A 19,788-nucleotide genomic window follows, 5' to 3' on the forward strand; every position below is an offset into this window, starting at 1 on the left:
ATGCTCAGAAACGGTTGGGGAAAGTGGTGGTTACGGACTTATCCACAGGGGCGGTTTTGGCGAGTTTTCTGGCTAACGGGGATGGGAGTGGGGTATCAGGCCAGGTGAGGTTGCCTTGGGAACAGGACTATATGAAGGTGGCGGGTTACGACCGAGGGGGTCAGCCGTTGTTTGTGCTTGCAGCCACCAATGGGCTGGCGGATACTCTCTACCCGTTTTTAAATGAGGGGAACTTTATTCCGTATCGTCCGGCGGTGATAGAGAGTGCGAAGGGGCACCGTGTGGACGCCAGCAACACGCCGATAGGTGACCCCTATAATGTCAGTGGGGTGATGACCACCTATGGCCGTGGTGGAGCCGGTGCCCCTTCCGTTTGGAGTTCGGCGAATGCGGATGCGGTGAACGACAGTAACAGTGTAGCCCCATTGGTAGCTCCTGCCCCTTTTAGTCAATACACGAAGCGGCGTGTCATCTTGAATACGGTGACCGATAGACTGGCTCATCTCAAAGTGGGCGATCCCAAGAGTTTGTCTGATTTGATGGATCGTGTCCATACAGAAACGCTCGAGGACAATACCCCTGTCTTAAGTGTCGAGACGTTAGTGCCGTATTCGGATGATAGCGGGTATTGGCGCATTGACTTTGGAGGTGGCGCATGGGCAGTATTAGCCGTTCCTTATCGTCGGATGAAAAACAAGAATACATTTCTCGACGCTTTGCTAAACGGCATGGCGCAGTTTGCGAAGCAACTGCGGACATTGTTGTCGGTGATACTTTCGGGGGCAGCAGAGAGTTATTTAAGTTCCTCTCAGAACACGAGCGGGTATTTTCCTGGGGATGTGATAGCGATAGGGGACATATACCGCGTAGACGCTTTTCAGAAATACTCTGGGGTGATCAACCAGCCTCTACCCCAGGAGGTGACGTTTCAGTTAAGTCCTGATATTGCCCCGCCGCCAGGATGGACTGCCTTACCCGGTCAACTGAGCCTTCAAGGCGCCTGGACGACACCCTCTCCTCCCGGTCCAATCTCTACTCCTTCCCAAATCACCTTCGATGCCAACGGGAAAGCCACCCTGCAGTTATACAAGGGCTGGAAGTATGAGGTCAGCGGGGCCTATGACCTGTACCAAGCAGGCAAGAACGACTTTCCGACCCCCGTTTCCGGAGTGATATCCGTTCCTTGTGCGTTGCTGGTGCTGCTCATTCTGAAGGTGTACACCACCAGTCCCGACAGCGGAGCTATTCCAGCTACGATTACGATATTGGACTCGAAGGGCAATCAAGTGGGTACAGGAAACAGCACTTCGGATGGCAAAGGGAACTACGTGTTTTCCCTTCGAGGTCTCTCTCCTGGAACTTACACGGTAAAGGCGACGAGTCTTGGGCCTCCTCGCAATCCGGGGGTAGCTACGATCACGGTGGTTCGGGGGGTGGAGCAGGATGTGACGGTGCAGTTAGGGCCGATACAGTATCCGCATCCTCCCAATCCTTAGAGAATGCAGGTGAACTCCCGTTATAATGGTTCACATCGCCGTTTGAGTGCGAAGGTAGTGGTAAACGGGGTGGTCGTCCACAACGGGAGCTACAGTTACGACGGCGGTGGGCGACTAGCGCAGGTAGTGGATGGTGCGACGAACCAGACGGAGGTGTACGGTTGGAACGGGGATGGGACGTTAGCGAGCGCTCCTGGTCCGGGGTACACCCGTGGTTTTATGTGGAATGAGGAGGGGCAGCTAGTCGGGATAAAGCACAACGGGGTATTGGTGTACCAATACGGTTACGGTGCGGACGGGAACCGACGCTGGCGGAAGGACTTGGTGAACAACGTGTGGGTATGGTACCCGTGCGGGGTGGCTTGTAGTGCCGGGGAGTTGGTGGAGGAGGTAAGCGACCTGAGCGGCGGGGTCTGGAAGGTTCAGGCGTTGTATCTTCGCGCGGGTGGTGGCTGCAGCAGCCTGTTGGTGCGTCGCAATGGGGAGTACCATCATGGGGATGTGCTGGGCAATAAGGGCGTGATAACGGACGGGAGTGGGAATGTGCTTTCGAGCAATGTGTACGATGCGTTCGGTGTAAGCATGTTCATAAGCGGGAGTGCGCAGACCCCTTATCGTCCGGCAGGGTTGGTATTAGATGTGGAGGGCTTGGACTTCAGCGGCCCTCCTGTGGCCTGCCTGTTGTATGCCAATAGGGCGCTGGCTCTGTCGGAAGAGCAGTGCGGAGGAAAGCCGCCTAGAAAGAAACCCAAGCCCAAACCGCCTGTTGGTAGCGCTTGCCGTGACCGATGTATACAGCGATATTACCAAAGGCAAAAGGAATGCTATGAAGATTACAAAGATTGTCGTCACAAGGGGTATTCTGACTCTTATTGCACCGATAAAGTCTATATCCCTTGCATCAATAGCGCAACAGACCTCCTCAATGAGTGTCTGCATGAATGCGATCATCCGCCGAATCCCAACCCTAATCCTCCCACAACTCCACCATCCCCCAAACCAAAACCTCCAATTCGCATTTTATAATCGTTTGTGTCCAGGAGAGAAGCCTGCTCTCACGTAGGCTTCTCTCCCCCAGTTGCTTTGGAGAGAGCTTATGGGTAACTTTCGTGTTCAAAGAAAACCTTCTTATCTGTTACTTATTCTCGCAGGTTTTAGTATATTAAGCAGTGTAACTATAGCTAAAGAGTGGGTGCGAGATAAAGCAAATACTACTTTGATTCAAGGGGTTCGCCAGAATCAAATAGGTCTCGTGGTCAAAGCTCTCCGAGCCGGAGCAGACCCTAACTGCAAAGACCCCTACACCGGCGAAACGCCAAGAAGTTCTTGGCATATTGTGCAAAAGATGCAGAAATTCCTCTATGGTCATCCTCTCTATCAGGATAGTTGGCCAGTTTTGCTAGAAGCTGCCTTCAAAGGAGAAGACCAGATTATGGAGGCTCTTCTAAAGGGAGGAGCTAAGGTCAATATAGTCGTTGCTGACAACACGCCTTTGGGCGAGGCCTGTTTTCGTGGGGATGTAGTTGGAACACAGTTGCTCTTGCAACATGGCGCTAATCCTAACATGGAGAAAGGATATCCACCGCTGATAGAGGCGGCCTTAGGTGTAGCTAGACCGAGCAAAGTTGCTCCTGCTTCAAACTATGCAGTGATCTTGCAGAATTTGTTAGATTATGGAGCTGACCCGAATTGCCATGATTCAAGAGGAGCCAGCCCACTTTGGGTATTGCTTTCCTGGCCTAGGAGAACACCGAGTTATTTGCGCTGCCTTCAATTGCTTCTACGGCATAGCGCGAATGTAGAAGAGCGAAATTCGGAAGGAGACACTCCGCTGTTAGACAATTTAAAAAACCAACTAGACCCTCAGGTCATAGTGATCTTGTTAGAGGCGGGTGCCAATATTTATGCCAAAGATCGGGATGGGTATAGTGCGTTATATTGGCTAGAGCATCTCTCAGAGACACCAGCGCCCGAAGCAGCTAAAAAGGAGGTACGAGCTATCTTTCACCAATGGTTAAGAACAAGCAGAGGAGGTGTAAAAACGCCTTTCGATAGAAACCTACAGAAAACCACTGGGAAAGAGCCATACAATAAGCGATAAGTTTTGAGGCGATGGCAGTTTGCCAATTATTTCTCCAGTCGAAGTCAAAAAGGGTAAAATGATACAAGTTATAGTTGTAGACACCCGTTGGTACACCAAAATGGAGAGCACCATCATGGAGACGTGCTGGGCAATAAAGGCGTGATAACGGACGGGAGTGGGAACGTGCTGTCGAGCAATGAGGGGACAGCGCCGTGCGCAGCACCGTCGGCCTTGAGGGGGGGACTTCAGCGGCCCTCCTGTGGCCTGTCCGCTGTATGCCAACAGGGCGCTGGCACTGTCGGAAGAACAGTGCGGAGGAGGACCACCAGGAAAACAGCCACCAAAACCACCCAAGAAGCCAACTCCGTTTCCGTGTAACAAGTACTCTAAACTCGGCGGATGTAGTGCAACACCTGCCATTTGTGCACAGCATCTAAAAGGCTATTTACCTACTGCCTTAGACGACTGTCCTTGCACTAACCCGAAATGCGGACCTGCAATGCCATGCCCGCCTGGAGGATGTAAGTTTCATATTACAATCACAGTAACGAGAACTTTGGTTGGAAAAATAAAAATTTCGATCCCGATAACATGCACTATTACCTGTACACAAGGTCAAGTCCAACATTGCACCTGCTAACAGGAGCATGTAGAGGGTAAGCAAAGCTTGCCAAGCACGGATGTAGGCTGCCTCGCATTCGTGCTTGGCCTTCCCCGTTTTGGAGGAATGAAACCATGGCTCGCAAACGTCTATCTCTTCGTTACGTGTTGCTCCTCATTATTTTGCCGTCCTGTTTGGGAGGGTGGTTCCTAGAACGGTCTCAACCCAAGGATATGCTCGCTGACCGAGTGTGCGGCAGCGCTTCCGATCCCTGTCCTGCTTCCTTTGAGCTTTCAGTTCCGCGCTTTTGGGGCAATGAGACAGATAATTATGTTTTTCCATTCTGGCAGTGGATGGATGCAAACCATGTGCTCGTTTACAAACCACAAGCTTTCAAAGATACCGTTGGCCTCTATGACCTGAAACGGAAAAGGTACCTCTCTACTGTGACACTGCCGTCTTCTCTCTCTCCGGCGGACATAGTTTGTTTAGTGATTGGCTATTATAATTTGCCCGTGCCCTTTAGCCTGTCTCCTGATAAGCGCTGGTTGCTACGTGCCTATCCCTATCAACAGCATTCTCGGTCTTTCTTAGAGGTTCTCTGCGACCCGTATCCTCACACATCCAACAAAGAGGAGAGAGTCTGGAAAGCGCACTACCTGAAAAATCTATTGCATTATACGGATACTCCAAATCCCCCCATTGTGTCGCTGAGATGGAACAGAGACAACCAAGAATGCCTTATCAGTCTGGATATCTTCAATCTTTGGCCGGATGACCCTCCGTGCTCAGACTTTCTATTTAGCATACCCCACTGGATCGGCCAATGGTACCTGCTTTCGCTCAAAAACAAGACCCTCACCCCCTTACCCCTGATGAGGGATACCGAGCCGGCCGGTTGGCTTGACAGCAAGACATTGGTTTGTGTGAAAGAGGCTATGCATCCTGAAGTTGTGGTCTTACGTTTGGATGATGGTGCCCTGGTTTCCTCCCAACCTCACCCCAAGCGTTCTGTTGTGAAGGGAGCAGCAAAGGCTTGTTGGAAAACGGTGTCTCAATTTCCGATATTTCCTCAAGATGTGGTAAGCTGTGGGGGCAATGAGGAGAGAGAGGTGTTGGTTTGGCCGGGCGCTATGTTATCACCGGATGGGAAACGGCTTGCATTTTTATGCTTTTATTCAGACCTTCCTAGTCAGGATTGGAAGAATCCTTTTTGGCGAATGATGGGTCGGTGGTTTCATATTAGAAAACCTGTGGGGGGAGTTCGGGTTGAATTAGAGGTTGTGGATTTGGCAAGCCATCATAGACAAGTCGTTGCGGTGACAAGACATGAGTACTATTCCGACACTGGCAGGCAGGATACATTAGTTTCCTTGCCATGTTCGTTGAGCTGGGCAGATAACGATACCGCGGTAGTATATAGTGTGTATCCTTCTCTTAAAGTGTACAAGATACGGCTATGACCGGGTTAGGCGGGTAGGGGCGCGGAGTTATTAATGTTGTTACGTCGCAATGGGGAGTACCATCATGGGGACGTGCTGGGCAATAAGGGGGTGATAACGGATGGGAGTGGAAACGTGCTCTCGAGTAATGAGGGGGAGGGCGTCGGCCTTGAGTACGATGCGTTCGGTGTAAGCACGTTCACAAGCGGGAGCGCCCAGACCCCCTATCGTCCTATAGGTACCTTGCTAATTGAAGAAGGAATGCTTCTTATGCCGGATTCTGATGGGAGTGTTTACTGGCCGAATCGTGCCCTTCCCTTGTGTTCGCCTCATCGAAGGCATCATCACAGGCTACGGCATCCTACGAAACCACACCCCCATCAACCTGCTCCTGATCCCTAGCGGAAGGACGATTGTGAAAAGATATACGATGCGTGTAAAGACCTTGCGCGCATACATTACGATACGTGTATCGGTATGTCAGGTGCAGTGGGTGCTGGCATCGGTGGAGTAGGTGGGGCAATAATAGGGGGTATAGTAGGAGGTGCTGGAAGCGGTGGGGTAGGTACTGCCGGAGGTGCTGGTATAGGTGCCGGTTTGGGAGGCGGACTTGGGGCAGGAATAGGTGCAGCTCTTGGGTGTGAACGAAATTACCGAGCTGAGCTAGAGCGCTGCAATGCCTTATATGAAGATTGTCTCCACCATCCCCAGAAGCCATTAACGCGCTTTCGCCGTGCTGTTTTTTCATAGTAGTAGTGGAGTTTGCAAGAAGGCGAGCTTAGGTTTATTGCTTCAGCTCGCCTTCTTTCCTAAATTTTTATTAGTAGATTGGCTAACTTGAATATTATGAAACAGATAAAACAGAAACTTCGCCATCGGAACTGGCCAATATCCTCCTCATCGGACGGGATGTGTCAGATACAGGCCGTTCCGAAAAAACTGCGTTGCACAAGCGAATAAGAGCGATGGCGCTTATGGGGGTGGGCGTCGGCGCTTTTTTTGTGCTACCCTTCATTCCAAAGCTATTTCAACAGCAGTTTCTCCTCTACCACCCCTCGCCCTATCTGCACCTGGTACAGGCAATGACCGATTTTGCCCTGTTATGCATGGTTCTCGGGGCGCCATCGCTGGCAGAAGCGGCTTGGTGTTATGGTTATCAGTGTCAAGAGGCTACAAAACTAGCTCTAGACGAACGCGGGATGGCTATTCGACGCGGGAAGGTCTGCTACCGCTATGCTTGGACGGATTTACTGGAGGTGATCCCGGTGCGTGGTTTTGGGCTGCGTCCGTCTTGCCTGGTGGTGCTCTTACCGGATAACTACCTTATCCTCTCTTCAACTACGCCTCACTTTAGGGCGCTGGCGCTTCGTCTGTTGCGTAGAAATCGCAAGCACGCAAAGCAGCAGGCTTGTTTTCCCTTGGAGCCTACCGCGGAAACACGTTTGCAGTTAGAGACATTAGAAAAGCGCCTGAAACGAGAACGACTGCGATGGTTGACTGCCAGTCTGCTACGCAAAATGGTCTATGTGGCCATTGGGCTTTGGGGAGTAGTAGGAGCTGCTGAAAGGAATTTTCACCTTTCGGCATGGCTGCTCATGGCGGTGGGCAGTCTGTTTCTTCTTTTAGCCGATGGCATTTGGTCTGTCTTTAAATCGGGAGCGCATTGGCGTGAAGTGGCAGCTTTAACCTATCGGCAGGCCATTTGTGGAGAGGAATCGGGGGTTACCAAGTTACGCAAGAGACTTGAGAACGCCACCAAACCGTGGTTTGGAGGAGGATATTTCACGGATGAGGAGATATTAATTGCCGAACAGGTACTGAAGCGAAGAGCCGTAGGAGAGAGCGGCACTGCCGACGCAAAGGCAGGTGTGCCGAAGAACGCTTCTCAGATAAACGTAGAGGCCTCACAATCTCAGCATAGATAGCTAGAGAAGTAGGCCTTCGTTTATGAGTGACCGGAGGCTCTTTCGATGGTTCAGCTGTCTCTCTAAAACGCTATGGTTTGGCCTCAGTCTGACGGTGCTGCACACTGCACCTTTTCCTCAAGGCCGATGCCCTCCGCCTCAAGGCCGACGTTCTCGTCCTCAGAACTGGTAGTATTGAAACTTAAGATTTCTCGCCTTCGGCTCGAAATGACAGGTGTCTATCTCACGAGAAATGACAAGGCGGTCTCTCTTGCCAGCTCTTCAAGCCCCTCACCCTAACCCTCTCCCCATTGGGGAGTGGGGCACCTCGCGGTGGGCGTCCTCGCGGACGGCGCCTTTGCAGCCACTACAACACCCATAATCGTCTATCTCGCTGGCCGCTGCATCGCCGTGCGCTAGCACCTCCCGAATCGGGGGAAAGGCCGGGATAGGGGGCGAGCAAGATAAGCTCACTTTGCTAACTGCCTCTAGAACCGCGAGATTGTCAGTCTCTGCAGCTCCGACGCCCTTCCCCCAAGCGGCATGTTTCCCTCCCTTAATCGCCTATCTTTCTGGTCGCTGCATCGCCGTGCGCTAGCACCTCCCGAATCGGGGAAAAGGAAGAGATAGGAGGCGAGCAAAGTAGGCTTGCTCTAGAAGAATTGGCTCTAGAACCGCTTGCATAACGGGTGGGGTAACCTCAAGGCCGAGGCCCTCCCCCTCGTTCAAGATGACACAGTTTCCGCACGCTCATTTCTATGATGCAGGAATTAGCAAGAAGTGCAAACAATGCCGAGCACTTTGCCGTTATTTTTCGATGAGAGGTAAAATAGTAAGGATAAATATCGGAGTTGGAACTATGCAAGAGCTTTTGGAGAAGCACGCGACTGAGACAGAGGAGGGGCTTGGAGGTTATCATATTCTCACATGGGGCTGCCAGATGAACGAGGAGGACTCGGAACAGATGGGGCTTTTCCTCGAACAGATGGGCTATCGCCCTGTGGAGGACATAAATCGGGCTGAGGTGATTTTGCTTAACACGTGCAGTGTCCGTGCCAAACCGGAGGAAAAGGTCTGGAGCGTTTTGGGGAAGTTGCGACACCTAAAGGAGCGTCGCCCGGAGGTCATTCTCGGCGTTTGCGGGTGTATGGCACAAGTTCGTGCCGAGGAGTTTCGAGAGCGGGCACCGCATGTTGATATGGTTATCGGCACAGGTAACATCGCTGCGCTACCGGAGCTGGTTCGGCAGGTGAAGCACCGTCGGGCGCAGTCTGTCGAGCAAGCCGCACCCTTGATGGCGACATCGGAATCGCATAGTGCAGCCCCTCCAAAAAACTTTGTTCCGCTCACAGCGCTCTCGTTGCCACCGCGCAAGGGAGCTGTGGTAACCGACGTTCCAAAGCGCGTGGTGGAGCGCAAGCCGAAGTTAAAGGCGCATGTGCCCATTATGTATGGTTGTGATAAGTTCTGCACGTTCTGCATTGTGCCCCTTACGCGTGGAAGGGAGCGCAGCCGGCCGCCGGAGGAGATCGTTGCCGAGATAGAGATGCTGGCGCGCCAGGGAACCAAAGAGGTTACTTTGCTTGGGCAAACCGTGAACTCTTATGGGAAGAACCTCCCGGGCGGTAAAGTACCCTTTTATAAGCTGCTTGAGCGCATTAATGCCATCCCGGGCATTGAGCGCATTCGATTTACCTCACCCTATCCGCGGGACTTCAGCGACGAGCTTATCGAGGCCATCGCCAGACTGGAACATGTGTGTGAGCACGTCCATCTACCGCTGCAGGTAGGCGATGATGCGCTCTTGGCACACATGCATCGAGGCTATACGGTAGGCCAGTTTTGTGAGATTGTGGAGAAGCTCCGCGCTCGCGTTCCCGGAATCGCGATTACCACCGATCTCATGTTGGGCTATCCGGGGGAAACGGAACAGCAGTTTGAAAACACACTGCGTGTGGTGGAGCAGATTCGGTTTGATTCGGCCTTTATGTTCGCCTACAGCCCGCGCCCGGGCACGAAGGCGGCAGCTATGGAGAACCAGGTGCCGCGTGAGGTAAAAATCGAGCGATTGAACCGGCTCATCGCTTTGCAAAACCGTATTACATGTGAAATCAACGCTCAGCAGGTTGGGCAGGTTCAGGAGGTGCTGGTAGAGGGGTTTAGTCGTAAAGACCCCAGCAAGCTGAGTGGATACACACGAACGCTCAAGCTGGTGCATTTCACCTTGCCTCCCGGCAGCCCACGCAGCCCGCACTCGCTTATAGGGCGTTTGGTGCCGGTGCGGCTTACAGAGGCACATCTAACGGGCTTTACAGGAGAGTTTGCGGGATAATAAAATAAAGAGTTAAGTTGATGAGGAGGAGACTGTGGCGCGTATAACCCAAAAAGAGATCGCGAGGCGCTTGAATCTATCTCAGAGCCTGGTTGCCGGCGTGTTAAATAATCGCCCTGGTGTGTGGGTTTCGCCTGAGAATCGGGAGCGCATTTTGCGGCTGGCTCGTGAGCTGAACTATCGGCCTAACACGGCGGCGCGTGCCCTCCGTCGGGGGCGTACAGAGGTGGTGGCATGCGTGTTCTTTGGGCCGGCCGGCTATAGCGCCATTGTGGAGACTTTGGCGGATGTGGTGGCGGAAAAAGACTATGACCTGCTTGTGAAGGTGGTGTTGAACGAAGAGCAGGCCGCCCTCCATATCGCGAAGTTAATGGCTCCGGGCACGTGCGATGCCGTTATCCTTTGGGGGCTGGAGCGCGACATTGAGAAGCCGGCGGCTCAGTTTGCCGAGATAGGCATCCCTTTTGTGGTAAAGGGGCGTTTTGAGGAGGCGCACCCGCAGTGGTATCAAGCGGATTTCGATCATGAAGCTATGATGCGGCATGCGCTCGAGTTTTTGAAAGCGAAGGGGCATCGCCGCATCGCCTATTTGGGTTATGACGATGGTCTTGTCTACTCCCAAAAACTTTTCAAAGGGTATGTACAGGCGTTTTACGATCTTTTCGGTGAGGAGCCGCCGCAAACGTTCCTGGGCTTCATTGTTGGGCAGGGCTTACCTGAAGAGCATGAGGCCGCAATGCTGATGGAGCGCTGGTTAGCTTTGCCGGAACAGGAGCGGCCTACGGCGGCTGTCTCGGCTGCAGGGCGAGGAACCTGGTACGGTGTGGAGATGGCGTTGGCACGCCATAGCATGCGGTTGGGCTTTCAGCCAGGCGAGTTTGCAATGGCCGGGCAGGGAGGCACAGAGATGCCCCTGCTGTTCGGTGAGGGCTATGCCTATCACGACGTAGATTTCATCACCCTTGCACGCGCCATGGGGCAGAAGTTGTTGCTGCCGCTGCTTGAAGGCCAGAAGCCGGAGAGGCACATTTTACGGCTTCTGCCTCAACTGCGCCCCATGGAGACGCTTCGCTTTCCGGTTGCTGTGGCTTCACAACTTTCCGCTGAACTTTCGCCTTCTACAAATTAGCATCGCGGCGGTTTAAGAGCCGAAAGCCGGAAGCGCATATTGTGCTTGCCCTAGAGCGGCACCTGTAATACCTTAGATCGCCAGGGTTTGGAATGTATGCTCTAGGTTCTTAAGGTGGTGCTGCAAGTTGAAGGCCTCTTCGATCTCTTGCGGGGTAAGGTGCTTTTGCACGTCGGGGTCGGAGGCGATGGCCTGGCGAAAATCTTCGCCTGCCCAGGCGCGTGCGGCGTTGCGCTGAGCTACCGTATAGGCCTCTTCGCGCGAAAGGCCCTTCGCAATCAGAGCCAACATGATCTGCTCAGAAAACACCAGTCCGCCCATCTTCTCTAGGTTGCGCCGCATGTTCTCGGGGTAGACCTCCAGTTTCTCCAATATCGTCGCGAATTTCTGGAGCATCCAGTCCACCAAAGTGGTCGTGTCGGGCAGCACGATGCGCTCCACACTGCTGTTGGTAAGGTCGCGCTCGTGCCAGGTGGCCATCGATTCGAGAATCGGGAAGAGGTTGCTGCGCACCACCCGCGCAAGGCCGCAGATGGTTTCGCAGTTCCAGGGGTTGCGCTTATGAGGCATGGCCGAAGAGCCTTTTTGGCCTGGGGCAAAGTACTCTTGCACCTCACGAATCTCGGTGCGAGCGAGGTTGCGTATCTCCGTGGCGAACCGCTCGAGAGAGCCGGCCAAGATGGCCAGCGTGGCCATGAGCTGGGCATGGCGGTCGCGAGCGATGATTTGAGTGGAGATGGGGGCCGGTTTTAGCCCGAGGCGTTCACACACATAACGTTCCACTTCGGGGCCGATATTGGCGTGCGTGCCCACCGCCCCGGAGACCTTGCCCACGCGCACGGCCTCACGGGCCTGATGGAGCCGCTCGATGTTGTTGTTCATTTCGTCGAGCCAGGTGGCCAACTTAAAGCCGAACGTGATGGGTTCGGCGTGAATGCCATGGGTGCGCCCGATCATTACCGTGTGCTTGTGTTCACGAGCGCGCATCCGTATCACCTCATTGAGCGCTTTGGCGCGTGCGATGATCTGATCACAGGCCTCGCCTAGAAGCAGGGCCAGTGCGGTATCTACAATGTCGTAAGAGGTTACGCCGTAGTGCAGAAAGCGCCCTTCCTCGCCCAGATTCTCTGCCACGTTTTTCACAAAGGCCATCACGTCGTGACGAGTCTCTTGTTCCAGTTCATCCATGCGGGCGAGATCGAAACGGGCGTTTTGACGTATCTTCTCGGTAGTTCCAGGAGGGATGTGACCAAAGTGCTCTAGCCCTTCGCAAACGGCTATCTCCACATCAAGCCAGCGACGTGTTTTGTTTTCCCGGCTCCAAAGCCTTCGCATCTCCGGGGTGGTGTAGCGATCGATCATAAACCGCCCTCTCCAAAGTTCCTAACAGCAAATTCTCGAAATCTCTGCATAGTTTACCCAAAGACGCAAGAAGTTGCACAAAAGTCGCTTTGAAAGAAGAAGGAATCTTGGCCGATTGTAGGGAATCGTATAACAGATGTTTTCTATCGTAGGATGGTAGAAACAGGAGGCACGACGGCCTCAAGATAAAGGAGGGAACGCATGGCACAGTACTACGTGCTTGCACAAGATGGAAATCGTTACGGGCCGGCAGACATTCCCACTCTGCAGCAGTGGATCAACGAGAACCGCATTCTGCCGACCACAATGTTAGAGGATGCTTCGACCGGCCAGCAGCTGCCCGCTTCCGCTTTGAGCGATCTGCGGTTTCCTACCACGATGCCCCAGCCCCCAATGTCCTCGCAGCCGACGATGGGGGCGTCGCCGCAGATGCCGGGCACCGGCCCCATCTATGGGAGAGGATCGCAGGTAACCTATCAGCCGTCCGGCATAACGCCGTTTAACAACACGTCGGGAATGCGGGCAGATGTGCCTCCTGAGATAGAGGCGTTGAAGTGGAACTGGGGCGCCTTCGGCTGCGGCTGCATTTGGCTGCTCTTCCACGGTCTGGTGTTAGCCGGCATCGGGTTGGTCTTTGTCCAGGGGATATTGGGTGCTGTGTTAGGTGCTGTGCTTGGTAATGTCGGCGTCTGGATTGGGGCGCTGGTCGGCATCGGCATCAGCATATGGCTGGGGCTGAACGGCCATAAGTTGGCTTGGCGCTATAATCAGTACGCAAGCATAGACGACTATTTCAGGCGAGAGCAGATATGGACGATTTTGGGCATCATCGGGTTTGCTTTTAGTTTAGTCGAGGTGATCTTTAGTATCCTATTTCGGCTTAATATGCGTGGATAGAGGTGGCTTCGTTGCAGGTAGGACCACCTCGAAGCATTGGCCTTGCTACAATGCAGGATGCTTACGGTGATGCCTTATTGCAGAAACGGTCGTACAGCAAACCCCAACGAAGGCCGCGAATGCTTACGGCTATCTGTTCGGCCTCTAGGTGAGAGAGGAGAAGCGAAAGGATAAGCGCTCCGGCCACAATGATATCGGCACGTGCCGGCTCTAGCCCCGGAACCGTCTTTCTCTCTTCGATGGACAGGGTGGCGAGTCGGCGCAGAATCTGTTCCAGTCGCGTTACCGGAATAACGTGGTGGTGCAGTTCCTCGGCGCTCTGAACTCCACCTTTATCTATGGCAGCAAGGTTGGCGATGGTGCCGCCAACCCCCACCAGGGTGCAGGGCCGATGCCGCACGGTTACCGGCAGGTGTTCTAGTGCCTCACGAATGGCCCGACTAGCTCCATCGAGTTGAGCGAGGGTGGGCGGATCGGAACGCAAAAAACGCTCCGTAAGCCGAACAGCTCCCATATCGAGACTCACACGGAAAGCGATGTTTTTGCCATCTGAGGCGCCGACGATCACCTCGGTGCTGCCTCCACCGATGTCTACCACAGTAAGATGAGGGCTTTCCCGCCACACAGGGTCGCGCCTTACGGCCAAATACGAGAGACGCGCCTCCTCTTGCCCCGATATGATCTCGATGGTTAGCCCAAGTCGCTCTTGAGCACGTTGTAAAAACTCGGCGCGGTTTTGCGCCTCGCGCAGCGCGGCGGTGCCCACGGCGGCTATCTGTTCGGCCCCGTAGGCACGAGCTTGCTGCACCAACTCCTCTAGGGCATCGAGGGTGCGTCGAATGGCCGCCTCTTTTAGGCGCATGCCGTAAGCCTGCATGCCCTCTCCGAGTCGAGTGATAAGGGTGTTTTCGTAGAGGAGACGTTCACAGTCGGCAGAGGCATCTACGACGATGATCTTTACCGAGTTGGTGCCAACATCTATGGCCGCGACGATGCGAGGGGCGGTAGCGGTCATCTCTTTTGTCCTCTCTGCGCGGTTGGCTCGAAGCCGAGGTCTTTTGCGATTTTGCGAAGTTGGCGTGCAAGCCGCGCCTGCGCTTTGTTGTCCATGCCGGCGCGCGATCCCTCGATTACCGCGTCGGCTAGGGTGCGTTGCAGCAGACCGCAAAGGCTCTGCAGTTGCAACAGTTTGGTATCGTCGGCTTCGGCTGTTTCGGCAGGGGCCTGCTGCAGCAGAAGCGTGCAGCCTTGAAGCAGGAGCAGCAGTGCGTGTAGCAGTCGGCGGCGATAGCATAGCGCGGCAGGGGCGAGAAGAATGGCCACGATCTCCCGAAATGCCTCGCGCGCAGCCCGCTGTGAAGGTGTGGCCTGACGGGGAAGAGAGACCACGCGGAGCCAGCTAAGGTCGGAAGAGGGGCTTGCAATCGTAGACTCTGCTGTTTTGGAGGGTATAGGAGGGAGCTGTACCACATAGTTTTTGATCTGACGAGCTTTTATCGGCCCAATGCCGGGAATGGCGGCCAACCTCTCTTCTGGGCTGTTTTGGAGCGCGGCGAGACTGTCGAAACCCGCTTTTTGTAGAGCACGAACGCGAATGGGACCAAGCCCAGGAATGCTATGCAGATCGAAAATAGGGCCGGAGGAGGTCTGTTCTTGGTGGGGTTTCTGGCGGGACATGGGGCTGGCTACCTCTCATGCGCCTGGGCGAGGTCGGATTCAAGGCGGGTAAGCAGCGCAGAAAGTTCAGAGAAAAGTTTTTGCCTTTCTGGGCGCTCCCAAAGTTTGCAAAGTTCGGCATAGTGCTGTGCCCGTTGCTCCTTTATACGACGGCAGAGAGCGACCAGACCTTCGCAACCTTCCAGGTCTACATGGTGCACACCGATAATAGGAGCACCGTCGGCATCTTTGTCGTAGCCTTTACGCACCAAACGACCTAGTTGTTTGAGCAGGGTGGGCATAAGGACATCGGCATCGTGGATGTTGCCGAGCAGCTCTTGAAGGTGGCGAAGGTCGGTAAGCAGCGCTTCTAGCCCCTTTTTCTCGGCGGGGTAAAGGGCGCTTTCCATCTCCGGCGCCTCGAGAAAAAGCTCTAAAGTGTACCGAAGATGTTTAATGGCGATGCGCAACTCATGAAGTTCGTGAACGGCTTCGGGTCGGTGGACGGCCGAAGCATGTTGTGTGACCTCGGCGAGGTGGCGGCGAATCGCCACAACGGCCGCCTGTGGCACCGATATGGGGCGTTGTTTAGCGAGGGGTTGGTTCGTCTTTGCCATGTCCGTTCTTCGGTCTCTTTCGATCCGGTTTAATCTGAATGGTAGCTCCGTAAGGGGCAAGCAGTTTTTCAAACTGCTCTTTCACGCGCCGTGCTTCGAAGCGTTTTAAGGTTTCAGCCACTTCTCGTTGCTTTTGGGTGCGTTGTTGTATCAGTTGCTCACAAAGTTGCTGAATGCCGGTGCGTTGCGATGGGGGCAGGCTTTCTTCTTCTCGTTGGAGGCGTTCCAGCATCACGTCGAGGTCTCTTGCTTCGCGCAAGGCTTTCGTAATGCCGCGAAGCTCTTTGTCTAGCTCCTTGAAGTCTTTTTCTTCAAAGCAGTTTGCAAAGAGTTCAAAGACCACGCGTGCTCTTCGTGACCAGACACGCATCTGATGCACGGCTTCTGGGTCTTTGCCGTGCAACACTCCATCGAAGTAGGAGAGCATGCGCCCAAGACGATATGCGAGCGCGTGCGCCGCAAAGGTACAGGCATCGCGTGGTGGATGAGGCTGGTTATCCATCACATTTGTCCCGCCTAAGGTTCTGCAAACAGGTCGCGAAGCTGGCGTGCTTTATCGGCTGTCACCAGGGCGATAACACCATCTCCTTCCATAAGGGTCGAATCGGCCGTTGGCAAAATGGCTTGCTCTCCTCGAATCAAAGAGATGATGAGCGCTTGAGTGGGCAGGTCGAGGTCACGAATGGTTTTGCCGACCACAGGTGACTTCGGGCCGATCTCGATCTCTACTATCTCAATGTTGCCACGGTTAAGTGCGGCAAGCGGAATAACTTCACCTCCTCCAACCTCTTGTTCGATGAGGTTGTAGATGATTTTTGTGGAGCTGACGGTGGCGTCTATGCCGAGGGTTTTGAAAAGGGCCTCGTTTCTTGGGTCGTTAACGCGCGAAATGGTTCGCGGAACGTTATGTTCCATTTTGGCCATTTGGCACACCACGAGGTTGTCGTCGTCGCTGCCGGTGACGGCTACAACCACATCGGCCCTTCCAAAGCCCGCCTGTCGTTGGATGGCGACCTCACACCCGTCGCCTTGCATCACCAACTCGCCCAGCTCGGCGGAAATGGTTTGATAACGAATGCGATCTTTTTCTAGCAATAGCACCTCATGGTGCTCGGCTGCAAGGGTTTTTGCGAGGTAGTAGCCGATATTTCCACCCCCTACGATGATCACGTACATTGGTGTTCTTTCCTAAAAAGTCAAGTTAAGGTTTATACATTCAGCTCTACATACTCGGCCGAGTAGTCTTTTGCCAGCCCCCAGGTGTTGGTATTTACAAAGTCGCGCAGCAGCCCCGAAACGATGGTTGTGGGGCAGATGGTGACAATGCCCATCTGGCGATAGCGGTCGGCACGGATGGGGTCGTAGATTCGCGCGATGACGGTGGGCACTTTAAAGACCACCTTAGCGATCTGGGCGGCCATAATGTTGCGGTTATCGCCTTGGGTTGCGGCCACGAAGACATCACAGTTCTCTATGCCGGCTTTGCGAAGAACGTCCTCATCAATGCCGTTGCCGATAATACGTTCTCCCTTAAAGCGCGTTCCGAGACGGCGAAACGCCTCATTTTGCAGGTCAATAACTGTTACACGGTGGTGGTCGTGGTACATGAGGCGGGCGAAGGTTGAACCTACGCGACCACAGCCAAGAACAATGATATTCATAATAGCCTTTGGTGATCCTCCTTTTGATAATAGCCGCTGCCGATCTGGTTGGTTTCAGTATACACCAAAACAGATGCCTCTCTCTATGCAAAAGGCGGCTCCCTGTGAAATTTTTCACAGTTCCTTGAAAAAGTCGGATTACGGGGTATAATAGAGCCATGCAGAAGGGGCCGTCGTCAAACATTCGTGCGCTGTTTCTGGATATAGACGGCACCTTGGTGGGGACGGACAACCGAATATCGGAGGCGGTGCTAAGGGCCGTTGCCAAAGCCCAAGAGCAGGGCATACGCATCGGCCTCTGCACAGGACGCACCCGCTATACGGCAGAGCCGGTGGCAGCGCAGCTTTGGCGACCCTCGGACTATCTTATTGTATCTAATGGCGCAGTTGCCATTGAAACGCAAACGGAGACACTTATACATCGGCGGCTTCTGGAGCCGGCGCTTGCTTTGGAGGTAGCCCGCATATTGGTGGAGGCTGGGGAGCAGGTCTATGTCTACGAGCCGGCCTTTCGCCCTCTTCTAGAGGAGTCTCGTGTGCTTTATCATCCCGATCTGCCTGTGGGGGCCTTCGCCACCCCACCGCGCTATAGACCTTATGCGTCTATTTTATCCGAGCTGCCGTTTGTGCCGGTTTCGGTGGCTGCCTTTGGGGCAGCAGAGGCGATGCAAGCCTTGGTGAAGGCGATGCGCGAGGTGCTTTCAGAAGATTTCTCCGTAATTCAGTCGGGTACCCACACGATGTGGGGCGTCGAGATATTCGCGGCGGGGGTGAATAAGCGTTCAGGCGCAGAGCGGGTGGCCAGGCGGCTGGGAATTAGCTCTCAGGAGTGCATGGCGATTGGCGATCATATGAACGATATCGAGTTGCTTGAGTGGGCGGGCATCGGCGTTGCCATGGGCGATGCGCCTGCGGAAGTGCAGGCGGTGGCCGATTGGACAACCGCCAACGTCCAAGAGGATGGAGTGGCCGAGGCCATTGAACGCCTCCTCACCACGAGGGCATAAACATTACCGTCTTGTGCGAGCTGGCAGGTTAAGGAGTGACAACCCAGGATGGTTCAAGTGCAAGATGCGGCGCAACGCGCCCATATAAAAGAGCGGGGTGACCGTTGGGACCCCGAAGTGACCTATGTAATAGGGCATCAGCGGCCCGATACCGATGCCATCGCCTCGGCGTTGGGCTATGCCTGGTTCTTAAACCAAATCGGGAAAAAAGTGACGCCTGCGCGGGCTGGGCAACCGGGCGAGCAGGCCCTTTTCGCCCTCAATCGCTTCTCCATGACCCCGCCCCTACTGCTAACGGGGGTCGCTCCTACCTTTGGCCATTGTGCACGTCATCAGGGGGTGGTGGCACCGGACGCTCCGCTGCCGGCCGCCATGGCGCGGGTAGCGGAGGGCGATCGTATTGTGCCGGTTGTAGACCCCGAAGGGAAACCGGTTGGTGTGGTGACCTCCCTGGCGCTGGCAAGGGCCTATATGGCCCCGATGAACGTGACGGCGATGCTTGCGCAACCCTGTATTTCCATCGCCGAGACCCCGGTGGTGTTTCGTGTAAGTGACCGTATTAGTGACTATCGCAACCAACTTCTGCGCAGTGAGACGGACGATTTTCTGGTTGTCTCTGAAACAGGGCGTTATGTGGGGGTTGCCACACGCAGCCGCATTCTTCAACCGCCGCGAGCGCGCCTGATACTCGTAGACCACAACGAGCTTTCCCAGGCGGTGGCCGATGCCGAAGAGGCCGAGATCGTGGGGGTTCTTGACCACCATCGGCTCGGAAATCCGCCCACAGCTGCTCCCATTCCTTTTTGGGTGGACCCCGTGGGCAGTACCTGCACCCTTATCACCGAGCAGTGCCAAGCCCATAAACTGGAGCCGCCGGAGGGGTTGGCCGGCATGATGCTGAGCGGTATTCTCTCCGACACGCTGGTTTTGCGCTCTCCAACGACCACCGAGCGCGATCGGGCCGCCGCAGAGTGGTTGGCACAGCTGGCCAAAGTCGAGATTGAGGCCTACGGGCAGGAGCTACTCCACGCCGCTCCTGGGCTTACCGAGCGCAGCGCCGACGAGATTCTGGATGGCGACCGCAAGAGCTATCAGATGGGAGGGGTGGCCGTCTCAATAGGACAGGTAGAGGTGACCGGTATGGAGAGTCTGGCGCAACGTCGCGAGGAGCTGTTGCAGGCGTTGGAAGAGCGGCGTGAGCGTGAGGGGTTGGCCCTCATCGGTCTTATGGTCACCGACATTGTTACCGGTCGCAGCCACCTTTTGTGCCGAGGAGAGCCGTGGATTCTCACCGCACTGCCCTTTACCCGTGTGGCGGAAGGGGAGTTCGACCTAGAGGATATGGTGTCGCGTAAGAAACAGCTGGTCCCCATGCTGCACGCCGTTTTGGAGGAGGCGTTCTAAAAAAATTTTTTAGCAAGGCTTGACACACCTTGCTTCTACGTGGTAAACTAGATGTAACTTGCCAATAATTCAGATTGACAATTGAGTAAGCAATGCGATGACGAGGCCAGTAGGCACGAAGCTCTCGCTTCAGAGAGTCGCCGGGTGGTGCAAGGCGATGCAGAGGCGTGCTGAAACTCCCCTCCGAGCAGAAACGC

At 54.6% G+C, this 19,788-nt stretch carries 18 protein-coding genes; 11 read left to right on the top strand and 7 right to left on the bottom strand.

All coding sequences use genetic code 11. From position 1 onward, the window contains the following. The 8 genes from VKV29_RS01570 to VKV29_RS01605 form a co-directional block, all read left to right on the top strand. A partial coding sequence (locus VKV29_RS01570; protein ID WP_324199538.1) for a carboxypeptidase-like regulatory domain-containing protein occupies nucleotides 1–1,496 on the top strand: 1,496 nt, incomplete at its 5' end. 9 nt (nucleotides 1,497–1,505) lie between these two features. Then, entirely contained in the window at nucleotides 1,506–2,522 is a 1,017-nt protein-coding gene (locus VKV29_RS01575; protein WP_324199539.1) for a hypothetical protein, read from the top strand. 70 nt (nucleotides 2,523–2,592) lie between these two features. After that, nucleotides 2,593–3,597, top strand: coding sequence for a hypothetical protein (locus VKV29_RS01580; RefSeq protein ID WP_324199540.1), 1,005 nt, complete (start codon nucleotides 2,593–2,595; stop codon nucleotides 3,595–3,597). A 717-nt stretch (nucleotides 3,598–4,314) separates the two neighbouring features. After that, on the top strand, nucleotides 4,315–5,643 hold the full coding sequence (locus VKV29_RS01585; RefSeq protein ID WP_324199541.1) for a hypothetical protein: 1,329 nt from the start codon (nucleotides 4,315–4,317) through the stop codon (nucleotides 5,641–5,643). Nucleotides 5,644–5,905: 262 nt separating this feature from the next. Beyond that, nucleotides 5,906–6,136 (top strand): hypothetical protein, encoded by a 231-nt coding sequence (locus tag VKV29_RS01590; RefSeq protein WP_324199542.1) that lies wholly within the window; start codon nucleotides 5,906–5,908, stop codon nucleotides 6,134–6,136. Nucleotides 6,137–6,566: 430 nt separating this feature from the next. Further along, on the top strand, nucleotides 6,567–7,547 hold the full coding sequence (locus tag VKV29_RS01595) for a hypothetical protein (RefSeq protein ID WP_324199543.1): 981 nt from the start codon (nucleotides 6,567–6,569) through the stop codon (nucleotides 7,545–7,547). Nucleotides 7,548–8,385: 838 nt separating this feature from the next. Further along, complete coding sequence (gene miaB / locus VKV29_RS01600) at nucleotides 8,386–9,858, top strand: tRNA (N6-isopentenyl adenosine(37)-C2)-methylthiotransferase MiaB (RefSeq protein WP_324199544.1); 1,473 nt, start codon at nucleotides 8,386–8,388, stop codon at nucleotides 9,856–9,858. Nucleotides 9,859–9,892: 34 nt separating this feature from the next. Next, the gene (locus tag VKV29_RS01605) at nucleotides 9,893–10,987 is read left to right on the top strand and encodes a LacI family DNA-binding transcriptional regulator (RefSeq protein WP_324199545.1); all 1,095 of its coding nucleotides are present in this window, start codon (nucleotides 9,893–9,895) and stop codon (nucleotides 10,985–10,987) included. 72 nt (nucleotides 10,988–11,059) lie between these two features. Here the strand turns inward: VKV29_RS01605 and purB are convergent, their stop codons facing one another. Continuing rightward, nucleotides 11,060–12,349, bottom strand: a complete 1,290-nt coding sequence (purB, locus tag VKV29_RS01610; RefSeq protein WP_324199546.1) for an adenylosuccinate lyase — start codon at nucleotides 12,347–12,349, stop codon at nucleotides 11,060–11,062. Between the two features lie 201 nt (nucleotides 12,350–12,550). Here purB and VKV29_RS01615 point away from each other — a divergent pair, with 201 nt between their 5' ends. Next, nucleotides 12,551–13,246, top strand: coding sequence for a DUF2628 domain-containing protein (locus VKV29_RS01615; protein ID WP_324199547.1), 696 nt, complete (start codon nucleotides 12,551–12,553; stop codon nucleotides 13,244–13,246). A 61-nt stretch (nucleotides 13,247–13,307) separates the two neighbouring features. Here VKV29_RS01615 and VKV29_RS01620 read toward each other — a convergent pair whose 3' ends face one another. Genes VKV29_RS01620 through VKV29_RS01645 form a run of 6 tightly spaced genes read right to left on the bottom strand, consistent with a single transcriptional unit; the run spans nucleotide 13,308 to nucleotide 17,180 of the window. Next, nucleotides 13,308–14,261, bottom strand: a complete 954-nt coding sequence (locus tag VKV29_RS01620; protein WP_324199548.1) for a Ppx/GppA phosphatase family protein — start codon at nucleotides 14,259–14,261, stop codon at nucleotides 13,308–13,310. Further along, on the bottom strand, nucleotides 14,258–14,923 hold the full coding sequence (locus tag VKV29_RS01625; RefSeq protein ID WP_324199549.1) for a helix-hairpin-helix domain-containing protein: 666 nt from the start codon (nucleotides 14,921–14,923) through the stop codon (nucleotides 14,258–14,260). The genes VKV29_RS01620 and VKV29_RS01625 overlap by 4 nt, the downstream gene beginning before the upstream one ends. A gap of 8 nt (nucleotides 14,924–14,931) precedes the next feature. Further along, entirely contained in the window at nucleotides 14,932–15,519 is a 588-nt protein-coding gene (locus VKV29_RS01630) for a CHAD domain-containing protein (RefSeq protein ID WP_324199550.1), read from the bottom strand. After that, a complete protein-coding gene (locus VKV29_RS01635; protein WP_324199551.1) occupies nucleotides 15,491–16,021 on the bottom strand; it encodes a CHAD domain-containing protein in 531 nt (176 codons plus the stop codon). The genes VKV29_RS01630 and VKV29_RS01635 overlap by 29 nt, the downstream gene beginning before the upstream one ends. Nucleotides 16,022–16,035: 14 nt before the next feature. Continuing rightward, a complete protein-coding gene (locus VKV29_RS01640; protein WP_324199552.1) occupies nucleotides 16,036–16,695 on the bottom strand; it encodes a potassium channel family protein in 660 nt (219 codons plus the stop codon). 32 nt (nucleotides 16,696–16,727) lie between these two features. After that, nucleotides 16,728–17,180, bottom strand: a complete 453-nt coding sequence (locus VKV29_RS01645; protein WP_324199553.1) for a TrkA family potassium uptake protein — start codon at nucleotides 17,178–17,180, stop codon at nucleotides 16,728–16,730. Between the two features lie 158 nt (nucleotides 17,181–17,338). On the opposite strand from VKV29_RS01645, the gene VKV29_RS01650 reads away from it, so the two are divergent. Continuing rightward, a complete protein-coding gene (locus VKV29_RS01650) occupies nucleotides 17,339–18,187 on the top strand; it encodes a Cof-type HAD-IIB family hydrolase (RefSeq protein ID WP_324199554.1) in 849 nt (282 codons plus the stop codon). A 48-nt stretch (nucleotides 18,188–18,235) separates the two neighbouring features. Next, complete coding sequence (locus VKV29_RS01655; RefSeq protein WP_324199555.1) at nucleotides 18,236–19,591, top strand: DHHA2 domain-containing protein; 1,356 nt, start codon at nucleotides 18,236–18,238, stop codon at nucleotides 19,589–19,591. Nucleotides 19,592–19,788 lie beyond the last annotated feature (197 nt).

Source organism: Chthonomonas sp., from assembly GCF_035294165.1.
Lineage (GTDB): Bacteria > Armatimonadota > Chthonomonadetes > Chthonomonadales > Chthonomonadaceae > Chthonomonas.

What these genes read in the sequence shown, in the direction of transcription:
- VKV29_RS01635 (WP_324199551.1), bottom strand. Translation starts at nt 16,021, where the DNA reads ATGGATAACCAGCCTCATCCACCACGCGATGCCTGTACCTTTGCGGCG.
- VKV29_RS01630 (WP_324199550.1), bottom strand. Translation starts at nt 15,519, where the DNA reads ATGGCAAAGACGAACCAACCCCTCGCTAAACAACGCCCCATATCGGTG.
- VKV29_RS01585 (WP_324199541.1), top strand. Translation starts at nt 4,315, where the DNA reads ATGGCTCGCAAACGTCTATCTCTTCGTTACGTGTTGCTCCTCATTATT.
- miaB (WP_324199544.1), top strand. Translation starts at nt 8,386, where the DNA reads ATGCAAGAGCTTTTGGAGAAGCACGCGACTGAGACAGAGGAGGGGCTT.
- VKV29_RS01580 (WP_324199540.1), top strand. Translation starts at nt 2,593, where the DNA reads ATGGGTAACTTTCGTGTTCAAAGAAAACCTTCTTATCTGTTACTTATT.
- VKV29_RS01620 (WP_324199548.1), bottom strand. Translation starts at nt 14,261, where the DNA reads ATGACCGCTACCGCCCCTCGCATCGTCGCGGCCATAGATGTTGGCACC.
- VKV29_RS01590 (WP_324199542.1), top strand. Translation starts at nt 5,906, where the DNA reads ATGGGAGTGTTTACTGGCCGAATCGTGCCCTTCCCTTGTGTTCGCCTC.
- VKV29_RS01650 (WP_324199554.1), top strand. Translation starts at nt 17,339, where the DNA reads ATGCAGAAGGGGCCGTCGTCAAACATTCGTGCGCTGTTTCTGGATATA.
- VKV29_RS01655 (WP_324199555.1), top strand. Translation starts at nt 18,236, where the DNA reads ATGGTTCAAGTGCAAGATGCGGCGCAACGCGCCCATATAAAAGAGCGG.
- VKV29_RS01640 (WP_324199552.1), bottom strand. Translation starts at nt 16,695, where the DNA reads ATGTACGTGATCATCGTAGGGGGTGGAAATATCGGCTACTACCTCGCA.
- VKV29_RS01645 (WP_324199553.1), bottom strand. Translation starts at nt 17,180, where the DNA reads ATGAATATCATTGTTCTTGGCTGTGGTCGCGTAGGTTCAACCTTCGCC.
- purB (WP_324199546.1), bottom strand. Translation starts at nt 12,349, where the DNA reads ATGATCGATCGCTACACCACCCCGGAGATGCGAAGGCTTTGGAGCCGG.
- VKV29_RS01625 (WP_324199549.1), bottom strand. Translation starts at nt 14,923, where the DNA reads ATGTCCCGCCAGAAACCCCACCAAGAACAGACCTCCTCCGGCCCTATT.
- VKV29_RS01615 (WP_324199547.1), top strand. Translation starts at nt 12,551, where the DNA reads ATGGCACAGTACTACGTGCTTGCACAAGATGGAAATCGTTACGGGCCG.